Source organism: Peribacillus sp. NPDC097224 (assembly GCF_044761985.1).
GTDB lineage: Bacteria > Bacillota > Bacilli > Bacillales > DSM-1321 > Peribacillus.
Genome location: NZ_JBIWDK010000010.1, coordinates 105,235 through 123,522, shown reverse-complemented (window position 1 = coordinate 123,522; position 18,288 = coordinate 105,235). Strand labels below are relative to the sequence as shown.

The window sequence follows — 18,288 nt, the reverse complement described above, 5'->3', positions numbered from 1 at the left end:
TTCTTTTTCTGTAAAAGTCTTTATGCTCATTGTGATGTATCTCCAATCCTATCTTTTCTTTATACAAATAAAAGTACCCTATAGAGAGACTTTTTAAAGTGTCTACTCTATAGGGTACATTTTAAATGGCAGTCCGACAGGTTTATTTATTAAAAAGGGCATCATCTTCTAATTAAAACGACGCTCGTGTCCGCAAAGATATCATGCAAAGCCTGTTTCTTGGGTAATAGGCCTGCCAAAAGGTAGCCGACCCAGGTAACTTTGGAAATATAACGTCCAAACAATTCCCTGAATAATACCGTACCCCAGGTAATCGTCTCTTCCTTCAAGGCCACTACCTTCAAACCAAAAATCATCTTGCCTAATGTCTGATTGAAGAATTTGGTCATCAGGATGAAATAAAGGAAAAAGACAATGGCCGTCAATAAGGCCTCAGCAGAAAACCAAAGGTTATCTGACTCATTATAAAACTTAAAGATGGGGTGAATCAAGATGCGATTCAAACTGCCAATCACAAACAAGTCCGCTAAATAGGCCCAAAATCTCATCCAAAAACCGGCAAAACACACGACTTTCACATCGCCATCATCCTCTAGAGGTTGGACTGGCAAAAGCTCTGGCTGTATGGGTCCCTGCTCCGATGCTAGATTGGATGGTACGATTCTTTCATTGCTATCATTTTGTTCCGTCATTCTTCAGCCCCCCTATTCCGCATACAAATACATCAAGCGTGGGGAATTTGAAGAGGAAAGGATTTTTGTCAACACGGCCGTTTCCACATCATTTCCCAATATTTTTTGCGCTCCCATACTGAACAATGAACCGAATCCGGCTTCACCTGTATAACGAATGACTTGCGCATTTTTTTGACCGATATCGTTTTTCATGGCAGCAATCACATCATCCAAATGGCCGAAGTCATCAATTAAATGAACTTCTTTCGCCTGACGTCCATCATAGATCCGCCCATCCGCAATCTTCCTTACTTCTTTTTCGGACATGCCACGTCCATTGGCAATGATCTTGACGAATTGATCATAAGAATTATCGATCATATTTTGGAGGATTTTCCGTTCATCATTGGTCATTTCCCTCGTCGGACTCATAATGTCTTTGTATGTACCGCTTTTGATCGTTTCAAATTCGACACCATATTTCTCGGCTAATTTCTCGTAATTGTACCCCTGCATGATGACACCAAGTGAACCTGTCATGGTTTCGGGGCTGGCAAAGATTTTATCGGCTGGTGCAGAAATATAATACCCACCGGATGCCGCCATGGAACCCATGGACACATATACGGGCTTTTTCACCTTTTTAATATCAAGGATTTTGTCGTAGATTTCAGCGCTTTCCACAACCCCGCCGCCTGGTGAATTCACTCGAAGGATAATTCCTTTGATATTGTCATTCTCTTCCGCCATTTGCAGCTTGTCCATGAAATCCCGGTGATTGTAGGTTTCCGAACTTAACAGGGAAGCTTCCCCTGTATCCTGAATCGTTCCTTCTACATCCAATACCGCGATGACATTGGTTGGATCTTCGCCTTCTATGACTTCTTCGTAAAATCCGCTATCGGACGCAAAAAAATCTTCGAAAACACTTTCTGTATCGGTTGCAAATAAAGTGGTGGCTAGACCTACGCCAATAGAAACAAAAAATAAAACGGCTGCGATACCCAGAGCAGCCCAACGCTTCCCATTCATATGTGTTCCCCCTTAAATTTCTATCACTCTTATCTTACGAACTGTAAACAAAAAAGTTTCAATCCATGATAAAATGAGACCATCTTAAAATTGTAGCAAATAATCCTCAAATTGGAAATGGCAAGGCATCTTGTTCTATCAACTTTTTCCTTGATTTTATTGAGTAGGCCCTAACAAGACTATACATATTTAATGGGGGAATCATGATGACCAATCGCCGGAATATTTATTTTTTTCATGTACAGAACGAGCAGATGATAAAGAACGTCAAGAGATTGACGGAGTTGGCGCAACAATATTCATTTGAAGTCGTCAAGGATTATAGAAAGGCCAACATCATCGTTAGCATCGGTGATGACGGCACCTTTCTACAAGCCGTCCGGAAAACCGGGTTTCGGGATGACTGTTTATATGCAGGCGTTTCTACCACAGGCAACTTGAACATGTATTGTGATTTTTACATGGAAGACGTAAACAGAATGATCGTTGCCATGACGAACGAACAAATCGAGGTCCGTAAATATCCTGTTATCGATATCCAGCTCGATGACCAACCCTTTTTCTATGCCTTGAACGAGCTCAGCATCCGCACATCCGTCATCAAAACCTTTATCATGGACATTTTCATTGATCACATCCATTTTGAAACACTGCGCGGAGATGGAATCATCATCGCGACCCCGACGGGCAGCACCGCCTATAATAAGTCCGTGAATGGAGCAGTAGTCGATCCGCTTCTACCATGCTTCCAGGTCAGTGAACTCGCTTCGATCAACAATAATACCTACCGGACCTTAGGCTCGTCCTTCATCCTGAGCGGCGACCGAACGCTGACCGTCCACCTTGGGCAAAACGGGCCAAGCTACCCGATCATTGGCTTGGACAACGAGGCCCTGAGTATTCGCAATATAGAGAAAATCAAGATCCGCTTAAGCAAGAAAGTCATGAAAACGGTCAAATTAAAGGATAATTCCTATTGGGAAAAAGTAAAACGCACCTTTTTATAAAACGCCTAGATTTGCAGGTTTGGAGGATGTTTCTTCCAAGCCTTTTTTATGATTGCGCTCCTGTTAAGGATAAAGTCCGAAAAAGACTCTAGTCGTCTAACACTTTCATGCAAGTACTCATATAATTATCATGTATATGCAAACACCCCTTACATTAACTTCACCAAAAGGCGGATATCATCATGATAAAAATCAATCACAAACCGATCGACGCTAGCCAGCTGCTAGCCGGTATAACAAACAAGAACCTATCAACCATTATTCAGCTGATGGCCATATATCCTACCGTTTTTGAGTTTGACACATTGGAAGATTTTCGTTTCGACTTAAAAATACGTCTGAAGGCCATTCAGGCTTCCGTATTGTTAGAGGAAAGTGGGGCCGAATTTACGATCCTCGAAGATTCCCTATGCAATCCACAAGTTTGGCAACTCACGAGAGACCGGGCTTTTGAACTCTGGCCGAATATCCCTCCACACATGGCATTGAATGACATATTCATAAACGGCCGACTATACTCTTTCGAATGCGGAACAGCCATATTGGTCGTATTTTATAAAGCGATACTGGATTCAATCGGACCTAAGAATTTCGATCGTATTTTTCCTGATCTGTTTCTTTACAACTGGCACTATCATCAACATCTTTCCATCCTTGTCCATGAGGGGATGGATTATTTACCTGGTGACTGCTTATACTTCAAAAATCCGGACTTTGCTCCGAACACCCCGGAATGGCAAGGGGAAAATGCAATCATGTTAGGCCAGAACCTCTTCTTTGCGCATGGTATCGGAGTCACCGATCAACAAGAAATCATTACCGAATTGAATAGTAACAGAATTTGGGGATCCATGATCTCCGCCTACCTGACAACACATATTATCCAAATCGACAGTTCCGCTTATCGGCCCTACTCCATAAAAAGTGAACGTGACGATACGGATTCACTCGATAATATGATCGTTGGCGAGATAGGTTCCAACACCTATTTAACCTAAAAAGCGCCTGGAGGGAATCATCCCTCCAAGCGCTTTTTTAGGCACCTATATTTCTTTTTCCTTTAAATCTACCAGCACCCATTTTTCCCCATTTAGTAATGGAAAGTGTATAAACGACCAATGCGGACCAGATGAAGATAAAGGCCAAGAAGTGTGCTTTTGTAAAGCTTTCATGATATACGAACACCCCTAGGAGCAAAGTCAAGGTTGGGGCAATGTACTGCAGGATGCCAAGCATGGACAAAGGCACCTTCTCTGCACCTTTCGCAAAGTACAGTAAGGGTAGTGCCGTTACGATTCCCCCACCCATCAACATCAGGCTCGTTCCGCTGGATGCGAAAAATTGCGAATCCGAATGGAGCATCAAATATATCCAGTAACCCAACGCAAGTGGCGTCACCATCATCGTTTCAAGCGTCAGTCCCACGGCTGATTCGGCCTTGATCATCTTTTTCGCCAAGCCATAGAGTCCAAACGTGATGGCCAGGATGAGCGATACCCATGGAATCGTTCCAAAGTGGATACCAAGGATCAAGACACCAATTCCAGCGAGGATGAATGAAACGACCTGCGATCGGCTTAGTTTTTCTTTCAAGACGATGACTCCCAACAAAACGCTGACAAGCGGATTGATATAATAACCAAGGCTCGTGTCGAGGATTCGTTCTGAGTTAACAGCCCATATGAACACTCCCCAGTTAGCTGAGACCAATAGCGAGGCCGTCAATAATGCGGCAAATAATTTGGGGTTGCCTAGGATTTCTTTAACATAATCGACAAAAGCCCGCCATTTTTTCATGAATGCCAATAAAACCACCATGAAGACGAAGGACCATAATACCCGCTGAGCTAAAATTTCCGCTGCCCCAACGCCCTGAAGAAATTTCCAATATATCGGGACAATGCCCCACATCATATAAGAAACGGCTGCATAAATCGCCCCTTCTTTTTGTTCGCTTACTTTCATAACCTTTCCTTCTTTCCCTTTGCATCATTCCATAGTCACGCTCAAATTTGCTCTAATGGAACGATTTTTTCTGTACCTTCATTTCTTTGATGACTTACCCCTTACCCTTTTCCCCTTCCGATTCGATTGTCTTCCTTAAACGACAAGGACCACCTACTTAGAAAGCAAACATTGTCCTTTCAGGTCGATTTCCCCGGAAATATTGCAGACATCATTTTTCCATAAGAAGCCTGCCTCTCCCTAACTTGCCGATCTTCTTTAGCACGTAAGTTTCCCATAATATGCAGTAAGTGTATCACCTCATTTGATTTAATCCCACATTTTTGCTTCACTAAAAAAACGCCAGCACAATGGCTGACGTTCGAGTTTCCTCCTACTTTTCCAGGAGTCTTTCTTCCATTTTACGTAAGTCGACCCGCTTGATCTTACCGGACGTCGTTTTAGGAAGTTCCTTTAAAAATTCTATTTTTCTAGGGTATTTATAAGGAGCCGTCATGTCTTTCACATGTTGCTGAAGCGTCTTTATTAAATCTGGACGATGAGGGTCTACACTATCAATCAAGACAATGTATGCTTTAACAACACTCCCCCGCACTTCATCCGGACTTGCTACGACTGCACATTCTTTCACGAAGGGATGCTTAATGAGCGCATCTTCGACTTCAAAGGGCCCGATTGTATACCCCGAACTGATGATGATATCATCGGAACGGCCTTCAAACCAGAAATAACCTTCTTCATCTTTCTTAGCCTGATCCCCTGTTACATAATAGTCACCGCGAAATTGTCTCGCCGTGCGTTCAGGATCCTTAAAATACTCTTTGAAGAGGGCAGGCGTATCCACATGCACCGCGATATCCCCTACCACGCCAGGAAGACATGGCTTTCCGGCATCATCGATGATCTCCACATGATTTCCTGGAGTCGGTTTGCCCATTGAGCCCATTTTAATTTCCATGCCTTTTATCACACCGACCAAAAGCGTATTTTCCGTTTGGCCATATCCGTCACGCACTTCGATGTTAAAATGATTCTTAAACACTTCAAACACCTTTTGATTTAACGGTTCCCCGGCCGATACGGCGCTATGGAGAGCAGATAAGTCATAATCATCGAGATTATCCACTTTCGCCATCAGACGGTATTCTGTAGGCGTACAACAAAGGGCATTCACTTTGTAATCCTGCAGCAACTGCAAATACTTCTTCGGTTCAAATCTCCCATGATATGCAAGCCCAGTTGCACCGGTCCCCAGGACTGCCAGGAACGGACTCCAAATCCACTTCTGCCACCCGGGTCCAGCGGTTGCCCAGACGACATCTCCCTCGCTAATTCCCAACCAGTTTGCCGCCGATGTCTTTAAATGGGCATAAGCCCAACCATGTGTATGTACAACTCCCTTAGGATTTCCTGTCGTACCTGAAGTATAGGATAAGAAGGCCATATCCTCACTTTTCGTATCAGCCAAAGCAAGCTGTTCGGACTCATCTTCAGCTAATCCATTCAAATCATGCCAACCGTCCACTTGTTGTCCTATCGAGAATTTCAAGAGATTTTCTGTTTCTTTAATTTCATTGAATTCATGGGTGTATTCATGATAGCTGACAATCCCTTTTACATCACCGTGATTGATCCGATATTTTAAATCTTTTGCACGGAGCATCTCGGAGCAAGGAATGACAACCACCCCGATTTTAAGGGCGGCTAAATATACTTGATACGCTTCAACTAAACGAGGGATGATGATCAGAACCGTATCCCCTTTTTCCAGTCCCATTTTTATAAAGACATTACCGAATTTATTTGCGCTTTTTAATAAGTTCTCATATGTAAGTTGTTTTCTGTGCCCGGTTTCGTTTTCCCAAAGTACTGCCACTTTTTCCGGATTTGATGCAAAACGTTCCATTTCACTCACTAAGTTGTAATGTTCCGGAGCCAATAATTCTTCACGCTTCATTCTCTTCTCCTCCATTCATGAACTCTTAGTACCTACTCATTATACAAGATACTTCCCCATTTTAATATCTTAACGATGTTTTTTTCTGAAATAAAATAAAGAGAGCGGGGGAACCCCCGCTCTCTGCAGCCATATTTATTCAATTATCTTATCGTCTGAATCCGCCGCCTAATTGTTGTTCAGCCATTTGAACTAGACGCTTTGTAATTTCTCCACCCACTGATCCGTTAGCGCGAGAAGTTGTATCTGCACCAAGTTGCACACCGAATTCTGAAGCGATTTCGTATTTCATTTGTTCTAGAGCTTGTTCTACTCCAGGTACCAATAAGTCGTTTGAGCTGTTGTTGTTTGCCATGTGTTTTTCACCTCCTTGTGATTATAGAGTGTGTTAAAACACATGGCTTCATTCCTACTTATTTATTGGTAATTGTAGGGTTTTAAAAGAGGTCTTCCAGCGCTTCATTATCGTCGAAAACCTGTCCAGGTTGGACCGTCACAATCTCTGTGTCGGACACCGCTTTTTCAATCAATGTTTCGAAGTCCACGAAGCTTTCATAATAATTGACTTTTTCGCGTTTCGGCTTTGTCTTCGGACTTGCCGGTGTGAAGACCGTACAGCAATCCTCGAATGGAAGGTTCGAAATTTCAAATGTATCCAGCTCTCTAGCCATTTTGATGATTTCCGTTTTATCCATTGTGATTAACGGACGAAGAATGGGCGTATTCGTCACTTCATTGATGGCATACATACTGCTCATCGTCTGACTTGCTACCTGTCCAAGGCTTTCACCCGTGATCAGTGCCATTGCATCTTCTTTCTCACGAATTTTGTCCGCAACACGCATCATTAAGCGGCGTGTTGTCGTCATGGAGTAGTTCTCCGGGATCTGTTTCTGGATCAGTAACTGGATTTCCGTGAATGGTACGATATGGACCTTCATGCTGCCACTAATTTCAGCAAGCTTCCCTGCGAGGTCTATCACCTTTTGGCGGGAACGTTCACTTGTGAAAGGAGGACTGTAAAAGTGGATCGCTTCCACATCCAATCCACGTTTCATTGATAGGAATCCGGCAACAGGACTGTCGATTCCACCTGAGAGCATCAACATTGCTTTACCACTTGAACCAAATGGCAGACCGCCGGCTCCTGGAATGATTTCACCTGTTAAATACACTGCTTCCCGTCGCACTTCCACAAGTAAATTCAGATCTGGGTTTTTTACATCCACTTTTAAATCTTCGGTATTACGAAGCAAATGACCGCCTAGCGCCCGATTTATTTCATCCGTATTGTATGGAAAATCCTTATCGGACCGTTTTGTCGTAATTTTAAATGTAGCGACTTCCCCAAGTGTGTTGTTCAAATAATACAAAGCCGCATTTTTCATCACTTCCAGGTCCCGTTCGATTTTAACCGCGGGGCTCAAGGACTGAATGCCAAAAATCCCTTTCAATCGTTCTATGACCGGCTTGTGATCAACCCCATTTAACAGGACATACATCCGTTCCCGATTCGAAGTCAACTGCACGCCCTCGATATCCTTTAAACTCCAGCGGACATGTGCCTTCATCTTGTCCACGAAGCCTTTGCGATTTCTTTTCTTCGTGGAGATTTCGCCGTAGCGGATAATTATATGATCAAATTTCATTTCGCAACCCTCATTATTTTTTCTAAATTAGCGACTATTTTCTGGATCGCTGCCAGGACTTTCTCTGCTTCTTCCAATTGATTACTATAAGTGGTGCTGATCCGAATCACACTCTCGGAACGGACGGAGTCATGAAACATCGCTTCCACCGTTTTGCTTGACGTCCTTTTTTTAGAAGAACAGGCACTTGTAGTCGAGACAACTATTCCCTCAGCTTCAAGAGCATGAAGCAATACTTCCGACTTAAGACCGGGCACGGAAAAATTCAGGATATGAAGAGCCCCATTTAATGGGCTGTTTACCAAGACTCCATCCATTTTCATAAGGCCCTCGTATAAATAATCCCGGATTTGTTGCATCTTATCATGATACAGCTGTTGATTGTTCATACTAATGCGAAAAGCTTTGGAAAGAGCGACAATGCCGGCCACATTTTCTGTGCCACTTCTTATTTTCGTCTCTTGATTGCCTCCATGGAACAAGGATTGAATACGGACACCATCGCGGATATAAAGGATGCCCGTTCCCTTCAACCCATGAACTTTATGGCCAGAAATGGAACAGAGGTCTATATTACTTTCCCTTATTGGCAAATCAACCTTACCGGCTCCCTGTACATGGTCAACATGGAAAAGCGCTTTTGGGTAACGTTTCAGCAAGCTACCGATCTCCGCAATGGGCTGAATGGAACCCACTTCGTTATTCACATGCATGATCGATACTAAAATCGTATCTTCCCGTAATGCGAGTTCAAGGTCGGAGAGTGAAATTCGACCTTGCTCATCGACAGGCAAGTAGGTCAATTCAAATCCCTGTTCCTCCAAAGAGTGGCATGCATCACCGACGGATGGATGTTCAATGGCCGTCGTGATGATATGTTTCCCCCGGTTAGCGTACGCCTGTGCCACCCCTTTGATCGCCAGGTTATTCGATTCCGTCCCACCGGACGTGAAATAAATTTCCGAGCTTTTCACCTTTAGCAATTCAGCCATCTGCTTTCTAGCTGCAGACAATAATTTTTCCGCCTGCACTCCAAGCCCATGAAGGGAAGATGGGTTACCGAAATAATCAGTAGACACCTTTATGAATGACTCAATCACTTCTGGATATGGTTTTGTTGTTGCACTATTATCAAAATAAATCATGGTTTCACCTTCCATGTTCTTGTATCTATGATGTAAATCGTCTTTAGTCCGTTTCATATGTTGCACTTGCAACTTCTAATTTTAACATAATTGAAATTGAAAGAGAATGGAAACACCTAGGTAAACAAGTTACCCCCATCTTTTCTTTGCTTCATCCTTTCCCTCCGCTTTTTAGCCATCCTGAGGCTTATATGGAGCATGACATTACATCCTGGATTAAATAAGCCTCTCGGGATTTAAAAACGTTCTGAAGGGCCTTCAACCAAGCCTCGCTATCATCTACTTTGTGATCACACGAAAAAACCCGCAATAGCGGGTTTTCAGGAAAGAACTTCTTCTAGATTCGCTCCGATTTTTCGTAAGCTGCCTGGGTCGACCTTTTCAATCGCGGTGGCAGCCGTTTCCAATGCAGCTTGATACTCATAGCTCCTGAATTTGGCTTCAGCTTGTCTCAAGCTTTCAGCAACCGTCTCATGACTGCTACGGTACCGATTACCGAATTGAATCACTTTTTCTGCGAGATACATATGTTCAATGAGTTCATGTGCCTTATCATAAACCTTGTTGACCTGTTCAACGGCTTTTTCTAGGTAGATATAGACAGCGGACATATCAAGAGGTTTTTCCTCCAGTTTGCTTTGAACGTCACTCACGCTTTCCTTAGCATCCTGAAGCACCAATTTATACTCTTCAGGCAGACCGGGAATGTTGCTCTTGGTAATCAATCGGCTGGTTTCGATCATTTTCCGTTTCAAATCGGCCAGTGAGTCCCTTGCATCCATTTCATCTTTTCTTAAATCCTGTAATTTAATACTGAAGTCCTTTTGGCTTTCTTGCAATTCGTTCAGCTGTTTGGCAAGGCTTTGCATTTCTTCACTGATCAGCGAGCTCGCCATTACATTATCTTCAATTTTCAAGACAAGCAATTGATAGCGTTTGGAAATCTGGGCAATTTGCTTTTCCATCTTCCGTTGTGCTTCCAATTCATTTTCAGTGAGATGATACGTTTCTTGAACATGCACGGTTTCTGTTTTTTGCTCATCGATTTCTTCTCCAAGGTCATTTATCATATTCCGGAGCACTTCATCATTCTTCAGGATGTACTGTTTGGAAAGCACTTCTTTCTCCAGTAGGTCGTATAGCACCTCAATGCTTTCCCTGACATCCTTGATTCCCGTTTCAACCGCTTCCGTTTCTGCATTTTCCAATTGTGTCTTATATAGGTCCAGTTCATTCTCCAAACGGGAGATTTCCTGTTCGAATTGGATATGGCTCAATAGATAACCCTGACCGGCCATCTCCTGATATCCGTCTTTCAATTCACTAAGATGCGAATGTAAATCGGATTGGCTATCAACCAATAACTTAGGGAGCATTTCCATTTTCGTACCCAGGACAGTGAGCTTTTCCTTTATGGAAAGGACAAGTTCCCTCGCATTTAAATAGTTCCCATTGACCGTTTCTTCCTCATACTGCTGGAGGATCTGCAATACCTCATCAAGGGAGGATTCAAGCTTATCCGCCGCTTTCCCATAATTATGACGATGGGCAAGCAATGTCTTTTTCAATTGGCGATACGTTTCTTTTATGTCCTCAATTTCCACTCGGTTCTTTTCTTCACTGCCAACAAGTTCATTCAATTCGTACAAGATTTTTTTGATCATTTCTTCAATTTCATCGAGTTTTAACGTAATTTGTCGCTGTGTCTCTTTCGAACGGCTGAAACGGAATTTATCGACAAATTCCTCCGCATCGAACAAGAGCTCTTCAACTTTCGGCATATGATCCGTAATGATGGCATCCCATTCCACGCGCCAGTTTTCGAACATTTCTTCTGTTTCACCTGTCATGTTCAATTGTTTGACTTTGGATAGTTCTTCTAAAACGGGGCGATGCAAGATACTGATCTTCCAGGATTCAAGACGATCGATTTCCTTGAAGTATTTCTTTTTGTAAAAATAGCCCCAAACTATGAAAATTAAAAATAACACGATTATTATTCCAAGTATGTATATGAATACCATGGTAAGCCCCCTGTTCTAATCCTTACAGCCACGCTCTTTTATATATAAATGTAAAAAATGTTCAATTTAATGCTTTTATGATACCATGTTAGCAATAATTTTTGACGAGAAAAATATAATTTTTGTAGAAAATTGCTACAAATACCGTTTATATGGGAGGGAAAGAACATGAAATCTGATAGACATGTGCATACTTCGTTTTGCCCACACGGTTCAGCGGATACATTTGATGATTATATTACAAGGGGAATTGAACTCGGATTAAAGGAAATTACGTTCACGGAACATGCACCTTTACCACCGGGTTTTCAAGATCCGACCCCTGAAAAAGACAGTGGAATGGATCCCACCCTGCTTCTTGATTACTTTCAAGAGCTTCATGTATTAAAAGAGCATTACAAAGACAAAATCCTCATTAAAAGAGGCCTGGAGGTTGACTTTATAGAGGGATTCGAAAAGGAAACAAAAGAATTCCTCAATGAAGTCGGCGAATTCCTAGATGACAGCATTCTTTCCGTCCATTTCATCAAGCAGGAACAGAACTGGCACTGCATCGATTTCAGTGATGCTACATTCCGTTCGATTGCGACCGAATTAGGATCCATCGATGCTGTATATGCCAAATATTACGATACCTTAGAAAAATCAATTCGTGCTGATCTAGGAATCTATAAACCAAAACGAATCGGGCACATTACCCTTGTTCATAAATTCCAGCATCGATATCCGCCTGAAAACAATTTTGACGACCGCGTATACCGAGTTTTGGGTTTGATCAAGGAACAGGGGTATTCACTTGATTATAACGGAGCTGGTTTCGTAAAACCACTTTGTGGTGAGCCTTATCCTCCGGAGCGCTTTGCCAGACGGGCCATGGATCTCGGCATCCCGCTCGTTTATGGTTCCGATGCTCATCAAGCCAAGGATTTAGGACAGGGTTTCGAGTCGCTCATTCCGGAATTCAAGGGCTCATTCAAGTAAACATTTCGGGTCTTCCCGCTAGCAGGGGTTGCAGCTCTTCCGAAATGAATAATGTATCTTCCAGGAACCGACCGACTTCCTCTGCATATAGATTCGTATAATAGGCTTCCTGAGGGAACACATGCAGGACTTCCATCGCATAATGGGTATGAAGGACCGGCGCTGTTAATAGGCCTTTTAACTGCAACATGAACATGGGGATGGAAACCGAATGGAAGTTCCTGCTTTTAATCCCTTGTTCCAGAATATATTGAAAGTAAGATTTTTCTTTTGTAAAATAGGTCGAATGAATTTCACGGTTCAAGTTGGAATCAAGTGACGATTCCCCATAGATGAATCGGGCCGCCAAAAAATTCTTTCTCTGAAACGTGAGGATATCCTTCACTAGATTCATTAGGCACTCTTGTGGACCTTTAATCTCCAGTTGTTCCATATTCCTTTCAAGGACTAGAAGGTATTCTTCTAAATAGGAAATGAAGCAGAACTCCAACAGTCCCTGCTTATTCTTGAAATAGTAGGCAATATTGGCAGCATTCACTTTTGCTTTATTGGCGATATCCCGTATGGATGTTGCATGGTAGCCCTTTAAATGAAATAAATGCAGGGCAGCTTCCACAATAGCTTGTTTCGTTGGCGTCTGGCGATTCATCGGCAATCCCTCGCTTTCTTTGAGACAAGTCTTGTGGATTAATTCTGTATGAAACCGGCCAACTCCTTTAGTAAGTTCTCGACAATTTCTCTACATCCAGTGGCTTGTCAAGAAAGTCCTGTAATATAATGCGGAAGACAGGTGAATCCTTTTGTTTAATGTCGAAATGTATCAAGGAAATAAAGAAGAAAACTATGCGCTCGTACAAAAACAGCTCATAGCCCTTATCGAAGATGAACCGAACATGATTGCCAACTTAAGTAATGCATCCGCCTTGCTCAACCAATTCTTGGGCGAAATCAATTGGGTTGGATTTTATTTACTCGAAAAAGACGAATTGGTCTTAGGTCCTTTCCAAGGCCTTCCAGCGTGCGTCCGCATTCCAATCGGCAAAGGTGTATGTGGGACCTCAGCAGCTGAGCGGAAAACCATGAGGGTTGAGGACGTCCATCAATTCCCGGGACATATTGCCTGCGATGCTGCCACGAGATCGGAAATAGTCGTCCCGCTCATGAAGGATGGCAAGCTAATTGGCGTGCTTGATATCGACAGCCCGATCACAAACCGATTTGATGAAAGCGATCAACAAGGGTTGGAGAAAATAACGGACATCCTTTGCAACTATTTATAGAAACAAGACGAAGGGGAGTGACAATGTCACTCCCCTTCGTCTTTTAAAGTCGCCATTCCTTTACATTCACCCTATTTTTCCCGGAGTTCTTCGCCATATACAACGCTTCATCCGCCCGTTTGAATACTTCCTTAACGTTATCGAACTGCTCTTTTGCCCAGTAAGAGACGCCACAGGAAATGGTCACTTTCGGACTGGATTCCTCCCCAACCTTATCTTTTAAACGTTCCGCAATCTTGACGCCAGTTTCCAAGGGTATGCGTGGGAGGTAAATGGCCATTTCTTCGCCACCCCACCTAGCCCCTATATCTGTATCACGGATGTTATGCTGAATGAGATTGGCAACCTGGATGAGGATATCATCCCCAACTTGGTGCCCATACGTGTCATTCACTTTCTTAAAGTTATCAATGTCAATAAGGATGAATGTCCCTTCTTCATCCACTTCCATCGACTGGGACATCTTATCATCGAGATAACTCCTTGAATATAGCCGAGTCAGATGATCTGTTATGACCATCTTTTCCAATTCTTCACGGAGCATGGAATTCGCCATGGCCAAACTTGAATGATGTATGAGTGATTGCAAAAGTTTGAACATTTCAAAGGAAAAGAAATAGGGTTCTTCGTGTAATACTAAGGCAAACCCCTTAACATCGTTGCTTTCCATCATCGGAACAGCCATCAGGGAGTGATACCTCACATCAACACCCGGGCATTTCACGCTTAAGTCCCCTATAAATAATGATTCCTTGTCTTTATCAATCTTGTCTTTCATGAATGATACATACAGTTCCGATTCCTCTGAATCAAAAAAATCAGAGCTTCCTGTCAATAAATTCACGTTTTCCCCTGGCAGAAGCAAGATAAAACCTGTCTGGTCTGCGTCAAAGGACTTCATGATTTGCTGTTTCATATACTCCATCGTCTCACTTAAGCGTAGATTGGAATTCAAATGGTGAGATGTTTCGTTAATCAACTGCAAATCCGATACGAGACGTTTCGATTGCTGATACAATTGGGCATTTTCCAGGGCACTTCCGGCAGTATTCGCCAATAACGCAATGAACTCGATTTCGCTTTCAGGAAACATGAGCGTGTTAGGCGCAATGACTTGCAAAACCCCATATACCCCCTGTTTACCTTTTAGAGGTGCATATAAGATAGAATGATCGTCAGAGGGGTGATCATCGAATTGTATGGTGCCTGTTACATAAGCTTGCAGGGCCGCCACATTCTCGCTATCATATTCTAGATCCTTAATCGGTAGATTTTCATGACTATCATTATCATGGGAGAGAAGCAGGAAATAATCAAAGGTTGGATACACGGTATGCAAGGTCGAAATGATTTCTCCCAGGACCGCATCCATATTCATCGAAGAATGGAACTTTTCCGTGACCTTGAACAACCGTTTATTCCGTTTCTCCTCGACTGACATCTTGGAAATTGATAAAGCCGATTTCAAGATGGTTGCGAATTCTCCTGCAAAATCAGTCCCTTGCTCCTCTGTCAGACTCCTGAAAGAAATCCCCTGTTCTTTCAGGGCTATCAATCCGTTGACCTTCCCCTGATCCCAAAGAGGAATGATCGTTTGGAAATCTCGGAAATCCTTCGGCATAAATACAAACGATGCTTCGTCAATCTTGTTTTCGTTCATTGCCTTCTCAATATGTTCCTGTGCGGGCGCCTTCATAATATAGTCCTCAACACTGCCTGTCGAAGCCTCTTTATAATATTGTAGCTTCCACTCATCAAATTTAAAGAAAGATACCTCTTCCATATAAAGTTGCTCTTTTGTCTCTATTAAAAAACCTTCTAAAAACTTCTGGAAATGGAGGTCCCCTTCCGAACTTTTCATATGCTGAAAGAAAAGTATCCTTAATTCATTCAATAACTGCACTGTTTTAATCTTCATCTCCATCATCCCTATATCACAGCCTATTTTTAAGCAAACTTATAAATACGAAATATTTAAAAATTATTAGTCCAAAAGAACTACATGTAATCAAGATTATACCATATCTCCCTGAAATAATGGAAACGATTGACAATATTCATTTTAGGTTATTACTTTATTATAACGCTTCTACCCTGAAATTTCTCCCTTATTCTAGTATTTTTTATAAGATTTTGAATTTCATTCTCTACCTAAATCATAATTATCATCCGATTCCGCTTGACTCACTTGGCAGAGTATTATACAATATTCCTTGTGTAAAATATTGCAGCCTATGTGACAGCCTTTATGTTCTCATTTTGTTCCTCCATACAGAGGTGTATCTCGTAACTCTCTGCTGCTAGGGCGAAGGTACATGAAAACAAAATGGTCATGATTGTTCATTCACACACGGTTTTTATTTTACCAAAATAAAAACATTCGAAGGAGGAGTCATCCTATGGCTCGTTATACTGGCCCAAGCTGGAAACTATCCCGTCGTTTAGGGATTTCCCTAACAGGTACTGGTAAAGAATTAGAAAAACGTCCTTACGCACCAGGACAACACGGTCCTAACCAACGTAGAAAAATTTCTGAATACGGAATGCAACTACAAGAGAAACAAAAACTTCGTCACATGTACGGAATCACTGAACGTCAATTCCGTTCAATGTTCGACCGCGCTGGCAAAATCAAAGGTGTTCATGGTGAAAACTTCATGGTTCTTCTTGAATCACGTCTTGATAACCTTGTCTACCGTCTTGGTTTAGCTCGTACACGTCGTCAAGCACGTCAACTTGTTAACCACGGTCACATCACTGTAGATGGAAAACGCGTAGACATTCCTTCTTACAAAGTGTCTCTTGGACAAGTAATCAGCGTTCGTGAAAAATCACGTAACTTCTCAATCATCAAAGAATCAGTTGAAGCGACTAACTTCGTTCCTGACTTCCTTACTTTCGATGCTGAGAAATTAGAAGGTACATTCACTCGTTTACCAGAACGTTCTGAATTGCCAGCTGAAATTAACGAAGCTCTTATCGTTGAGTTCTACTCTCGTTAATACCTTCGGAACCTCATCCTTGGATGGGGTTTTTTTATGCTTGGAATTCAATACAAATAAAAGCCGGCTGGGATTCAGCCGGCTTTCTCTATCTTATTTCACTAATGTGTATTTCTTTTTCCCACGACGTATTAGGATGAATTCCCCTTCAATCTTAGCCTCTTCGTTTACTATATATTGTAAATCAGTGACTTTTTCTCCGTTGATGGAGATGGCTCCATTCTGGATATCTTCACGTGCTTGACGTTTAGATGGAGAAATCTTCGCTTCTACAATTAAGTCCACTAACGAAATATCTTCGTCACTTTCACGTTCAAAACTTGGAAAATCTTTAAACCCGACTTTAATTTCGGCCGCACTTAGATTCTTCACGTCACCACTGAATAAAGCAGCAGAGATTTTGATTGCTTGATCTAGAGCTTCTTGACCATGGATCATCCGTGTCATTTCTTCTCCTAAAGCTTTTTGTGCTTTACGTAAGTGCGGTTCGGTTTCCATGGATTTCTCTAAGTCCTCAATGACTTCACGTGACAAGAATGTGAAGAACTTCAAGTATTTCACGACATCAGCATCCGCTGTGTTAATCCAGAATTGATAAAATTCATAAGGCGTCGTTTTTTCTGGATCCAACCAGATTGCTCCGCCTTCCGTTTTCCCAAACTTCGTGCCATCCGCTTTAGTTACAAGTGGAATTGTCATGCCGTATGCTTTTGTCTCTTCATCATGCGACTTGCGGATCATTTCAAGTCCTGTGGTGATATTCCCCCACTGATCGCTTCCACCAATTTGCAGCTTACAGTTATGATTGTCGTACAAGTGGTTGAAATCAATGCCTTGTAAAATTGTGTACGCAAATTCAGTAAAGGAAATTCCTGTTTCCAAACGAGAAGCAACCGTATCTTTGGCAAGCATGTAATTCACACCGATATATTTTCCATAATCACGCAGGAACGTCACCATATCAATTTTGCCGATCCAGTCATAGTTATTAACCATCACTGCACCATTTTCACCTTCAAATTCGAAGATTTGGGAAAGCTGTCCCTTAATGCAGTCTGCATTATAAAGAACCTTTTCCAACGTTTGCAGCTGTCTTTCTTCTTTCTTACCACTTGGATCTCCGATGAGACCAGTCGCTCCGCCCACAAGCACAACAGGACGGTGTCCATGCTTTTGGAACCGGCGCAATGTTAAGAATGGAAGCAAATGCCCAATATGCATGCTATCTGCAGTTGGATCCACCCCGCAATATAGGGAAATCTTCTCTTTATCCAAAATATCCTTGAGTCCTTCTTCATCCGTTTGTTGGTACATGATTCCCCGCCACTCGAGATCCTTAAGTAATTCCATTCCATTTTTCCTCCTTCATATATATCCTGAAAATTTCCGCAAAAACCATACAAAAACGCCCCTTCATATAAATGAAGGGACGAATAAATTCGCGGTACCACCCAACTTGAGGACAAAATATGCCCTCCGCTCGAGACGAATAACGGTCGTCGCCCGTTTGTCGCTACTAATTTAGGTTCACAACAAATGCTCAAGGAAGTAATTCATCTCACTATTTGTACC

At 42.3% G+C, this 18,288-nt stretch carries 16 protein-coding genes and 1 other annotated feature (1 of these 17 only partly in view); of the genes, 5 read left to right on the top strand and 11 right to left on the bottom strand.

The features are described from left to right. Positions 1–161 precede the first annotated feature (161 nt). A complete protein-coding gene (locus ACIQXR_RS17735; protein ID WP_402874962.1) occupies positions 162–692 on the bottom strand; it encodes an RDD family protein in 531 nt (176 codons plus the stop codon). A 12-nt stretch (positions 693–704) separates the two neighbouring features. Beyond that, positions 705–1,706, bottom strand: coding sequence for a signal peptide peptidase SppA (gene sppA / locus ACIQXR_RS17730; protein ID WP_402874960.1), 1,002 nt, complete (start codon positions 1,704–1,706; stop codon positions 705–707). Between the two features lie 203 nt (positions 1,707–1,909). On the opposite strand from sppA, the gene ACIQXR_RS17725 reads away from it, so the two are divergent. Further along, positions 1,910–2,713, top strand: a complete 804-nt coding sequence (locus ACIQXR_RS17725) for an NAD kinase (RefSeq protein WP_402874957.1) — start codon at positions 1,910–1,912, stop codon at positions 2,711–2,713. Between the two features lie 182 nt (positions 2,714–2,895). Next, positions 2,896–3,711 (top strand): protein-glutamine gamma-glutamyltransferase, encoded by an 816-nt coding sequence (locus ACIQXR_RS17720; protein WP_402874954.1) that lies wholly within the window; start codon positions 2,896–2,898, stop codon positions 3,709–3,711. Between the two features lie 37 nt (positions 3,712–3,748). On the opposite strand, the gene rarD is transcribed toward ACIQXR_RS17720, so the two are convergent. From rarD to ezrA, 6 genes are all read right to left on the bottom strand, one after another. Further along, complete coding sequence (rarD, locus tag ACIQXR_RS17715; RefSeq protein WP_402874951.1) at positions 3,749–4,678, bottom strand: EamA family transporter RarD; 930 nt, start codon at positions 4,676–4,678, stop codon at positions 3,749–3,751. A gap of 373 nt (positions 4,679–5,051) precedes the next feature. Further along, complete coding sequence (gene mbcS / locus ACIQXR_RS17710) at positions 5,052–6,635, bottom strand: acyl-CoA synthetase MbcS (RefSeq protein WP_402874948.1); 1,584 nt, start codon at positions 6,633–6,635, stop codon at positions 5,052–5,054. A 148-nt stretch (positions 6,636–6,783) separates the two neighbouring features. After that, positions 6,784–6,990 (bottom strand): alpha/beta-type small acid-soluble spore protein, encoded by a 207-nt coding sequence (locus tag ACIQXR_RS17705; RefSeq protein WP_402874945.1) that lies wholly within the window; start codon positions 6,988–6,990, stop codon positions 6,784–6,786. An 82-nt stretch (positions 6,991–7,072) separates the two neighbouring features. Beyond that, complete coding sequence (gene thiI / locus ACIQXR_RS17700; RefSeq protein WP_402874942.1) at positions 7,073–8,284, bottom strand: tRNA uracil 4-sulfurtransferase ThiI; 1,212 nt, start codon at positions 8,282–8,284, stop codon at positions 7,073–7,075. Next, on the bottom strand, positions 8,281–9,429 hold the full coding sequence (locus ACIQXR_RS17695) for a cysteine desulfurase family protein (RefSeq protein ID WP_402874940.1): 1,149 nt from the start codon (positions 9,427–9,429) through the stop codon (positions 8,281–8,283). The genes thiI and ACIQXR_RS17695 overlap by 4 nt, the downstream gene beginning before the upstream one ends. 320 nt (positions 9,430–9,749) lie before the next feature. Beyond that, complete coding sequence (gene ezrA / locus ACIQXR_RS17690) at positions 9,750–11,453, bottom strand: septation ring formation regulator EzrA (RefSeq protein WP_402874937.1); 1,704 nt, start codon at positions 11,451–11,453, stop codon at positions 9,750–9,752. A gap of 168 nt (positions 11,454–11,621) precedes the next feature. Here ezrA and hisJ point away from each other — a divergent pair, with 168 nt between their 5' ends. After that, positions 11,622–12,434 (top strand): histidinol-phosphatase HisJ, encoded by an 813-nt coding sequence (hisJ, locus tag ACIQXR_RS17685; RefSeq protein ID WP_402874934.1) that lies wholly within the window; start codon positions 11,622–11,624, stop codon positions 12,432–12,434. Here hisJ and refZ read toward each other — a convergent pair. After that, positions 12,427–13,083 carry a forespore capture DNA-binding protein RefZ gene (gene refZ / locus ACIQXR_RS17680; protein WP_402874931.1) on the bottom strand — a complete coding sequence of 219 codons (657 nt, stop codon included), beginning with the start codon at positions 13,081–13,083 and terminating at the stop codon, positions 12,427–12,429. The genes hisJ and refZ overlap by 8 nt on opposite strands. A 151-nt stretch (positions 13,084–13,234) precedes the next feature. Between refZ and ACIQXR_RS17675 the strand changes: the two genes are divergently transcribed. Next, the gene (locus ACIQXR_RS17675) at positions 13,235–13,714 is read left to right on the top strand and encodes a GAF domain-containing protein (protein ID WP_402874928.1); all 480 of its coding nucleotides are present in this window, start codon (positions 13,235–13,237) and stop codon (positions 13,712–13,714) included. A gap of 43 nt (positions 13,715–13,757) precedes the next feature. Here ACIQXR_RS17675 and ACIQXR_RS17670 read toward each other — a convergent pair whose 3' ends face one another. After that, complete coding sequence (locus ACIQXR_RS17670) at positions 13,758–15,632, bottom strand: sensor domain-containing diguanylate cyclase (protein ID WP_402874925.1); 1,875 nt, start codon at positions 15,630–15,632, stop codon at positions 13,758–13,760. 481 nt (positions 15,633–16,113) lie between these two features. Between ACIQXR_RS17670 and rpsD the strand changes: the two genes are divergently transcribed. Then, positions 16,114–16,716, top strand: coding sequence for a 30S ribosomal protein S4 (gene rpsD, locus ACIQXR_RS17665; RefSeq protein WP_402874922.1), 603 nt, complete (start codon positions 16,114–16,116; stop codon positions 16,714–16,716). Positions 16,717–16,809: 93 nt separating this feature from the next. Here the strand turns inward: rpsD and tyrS are convergent, their stop codons facing one another. Continuing rightward, the gene (gene tyrS / locus ACIQXR_RS17660) at positions 16,810–18,066 is read right to left on the bottom strand and encodes a tyrosine--tRNA ligase (RefSeq protein ID WP_402874919.1); all 1,257 of its coding nucleotides are present in this window, start codon (positions 18,064–18,066) and stop codon (positions 16,810–16,812) included. A 72-nt stretch (positions 18,067–18,138) separates the two neighbouring features. Continuing rightward, positions 18,139–18,288 (bottom strand) — a binding site (T-box leader) (it continues 69 nt past the right edge of the window).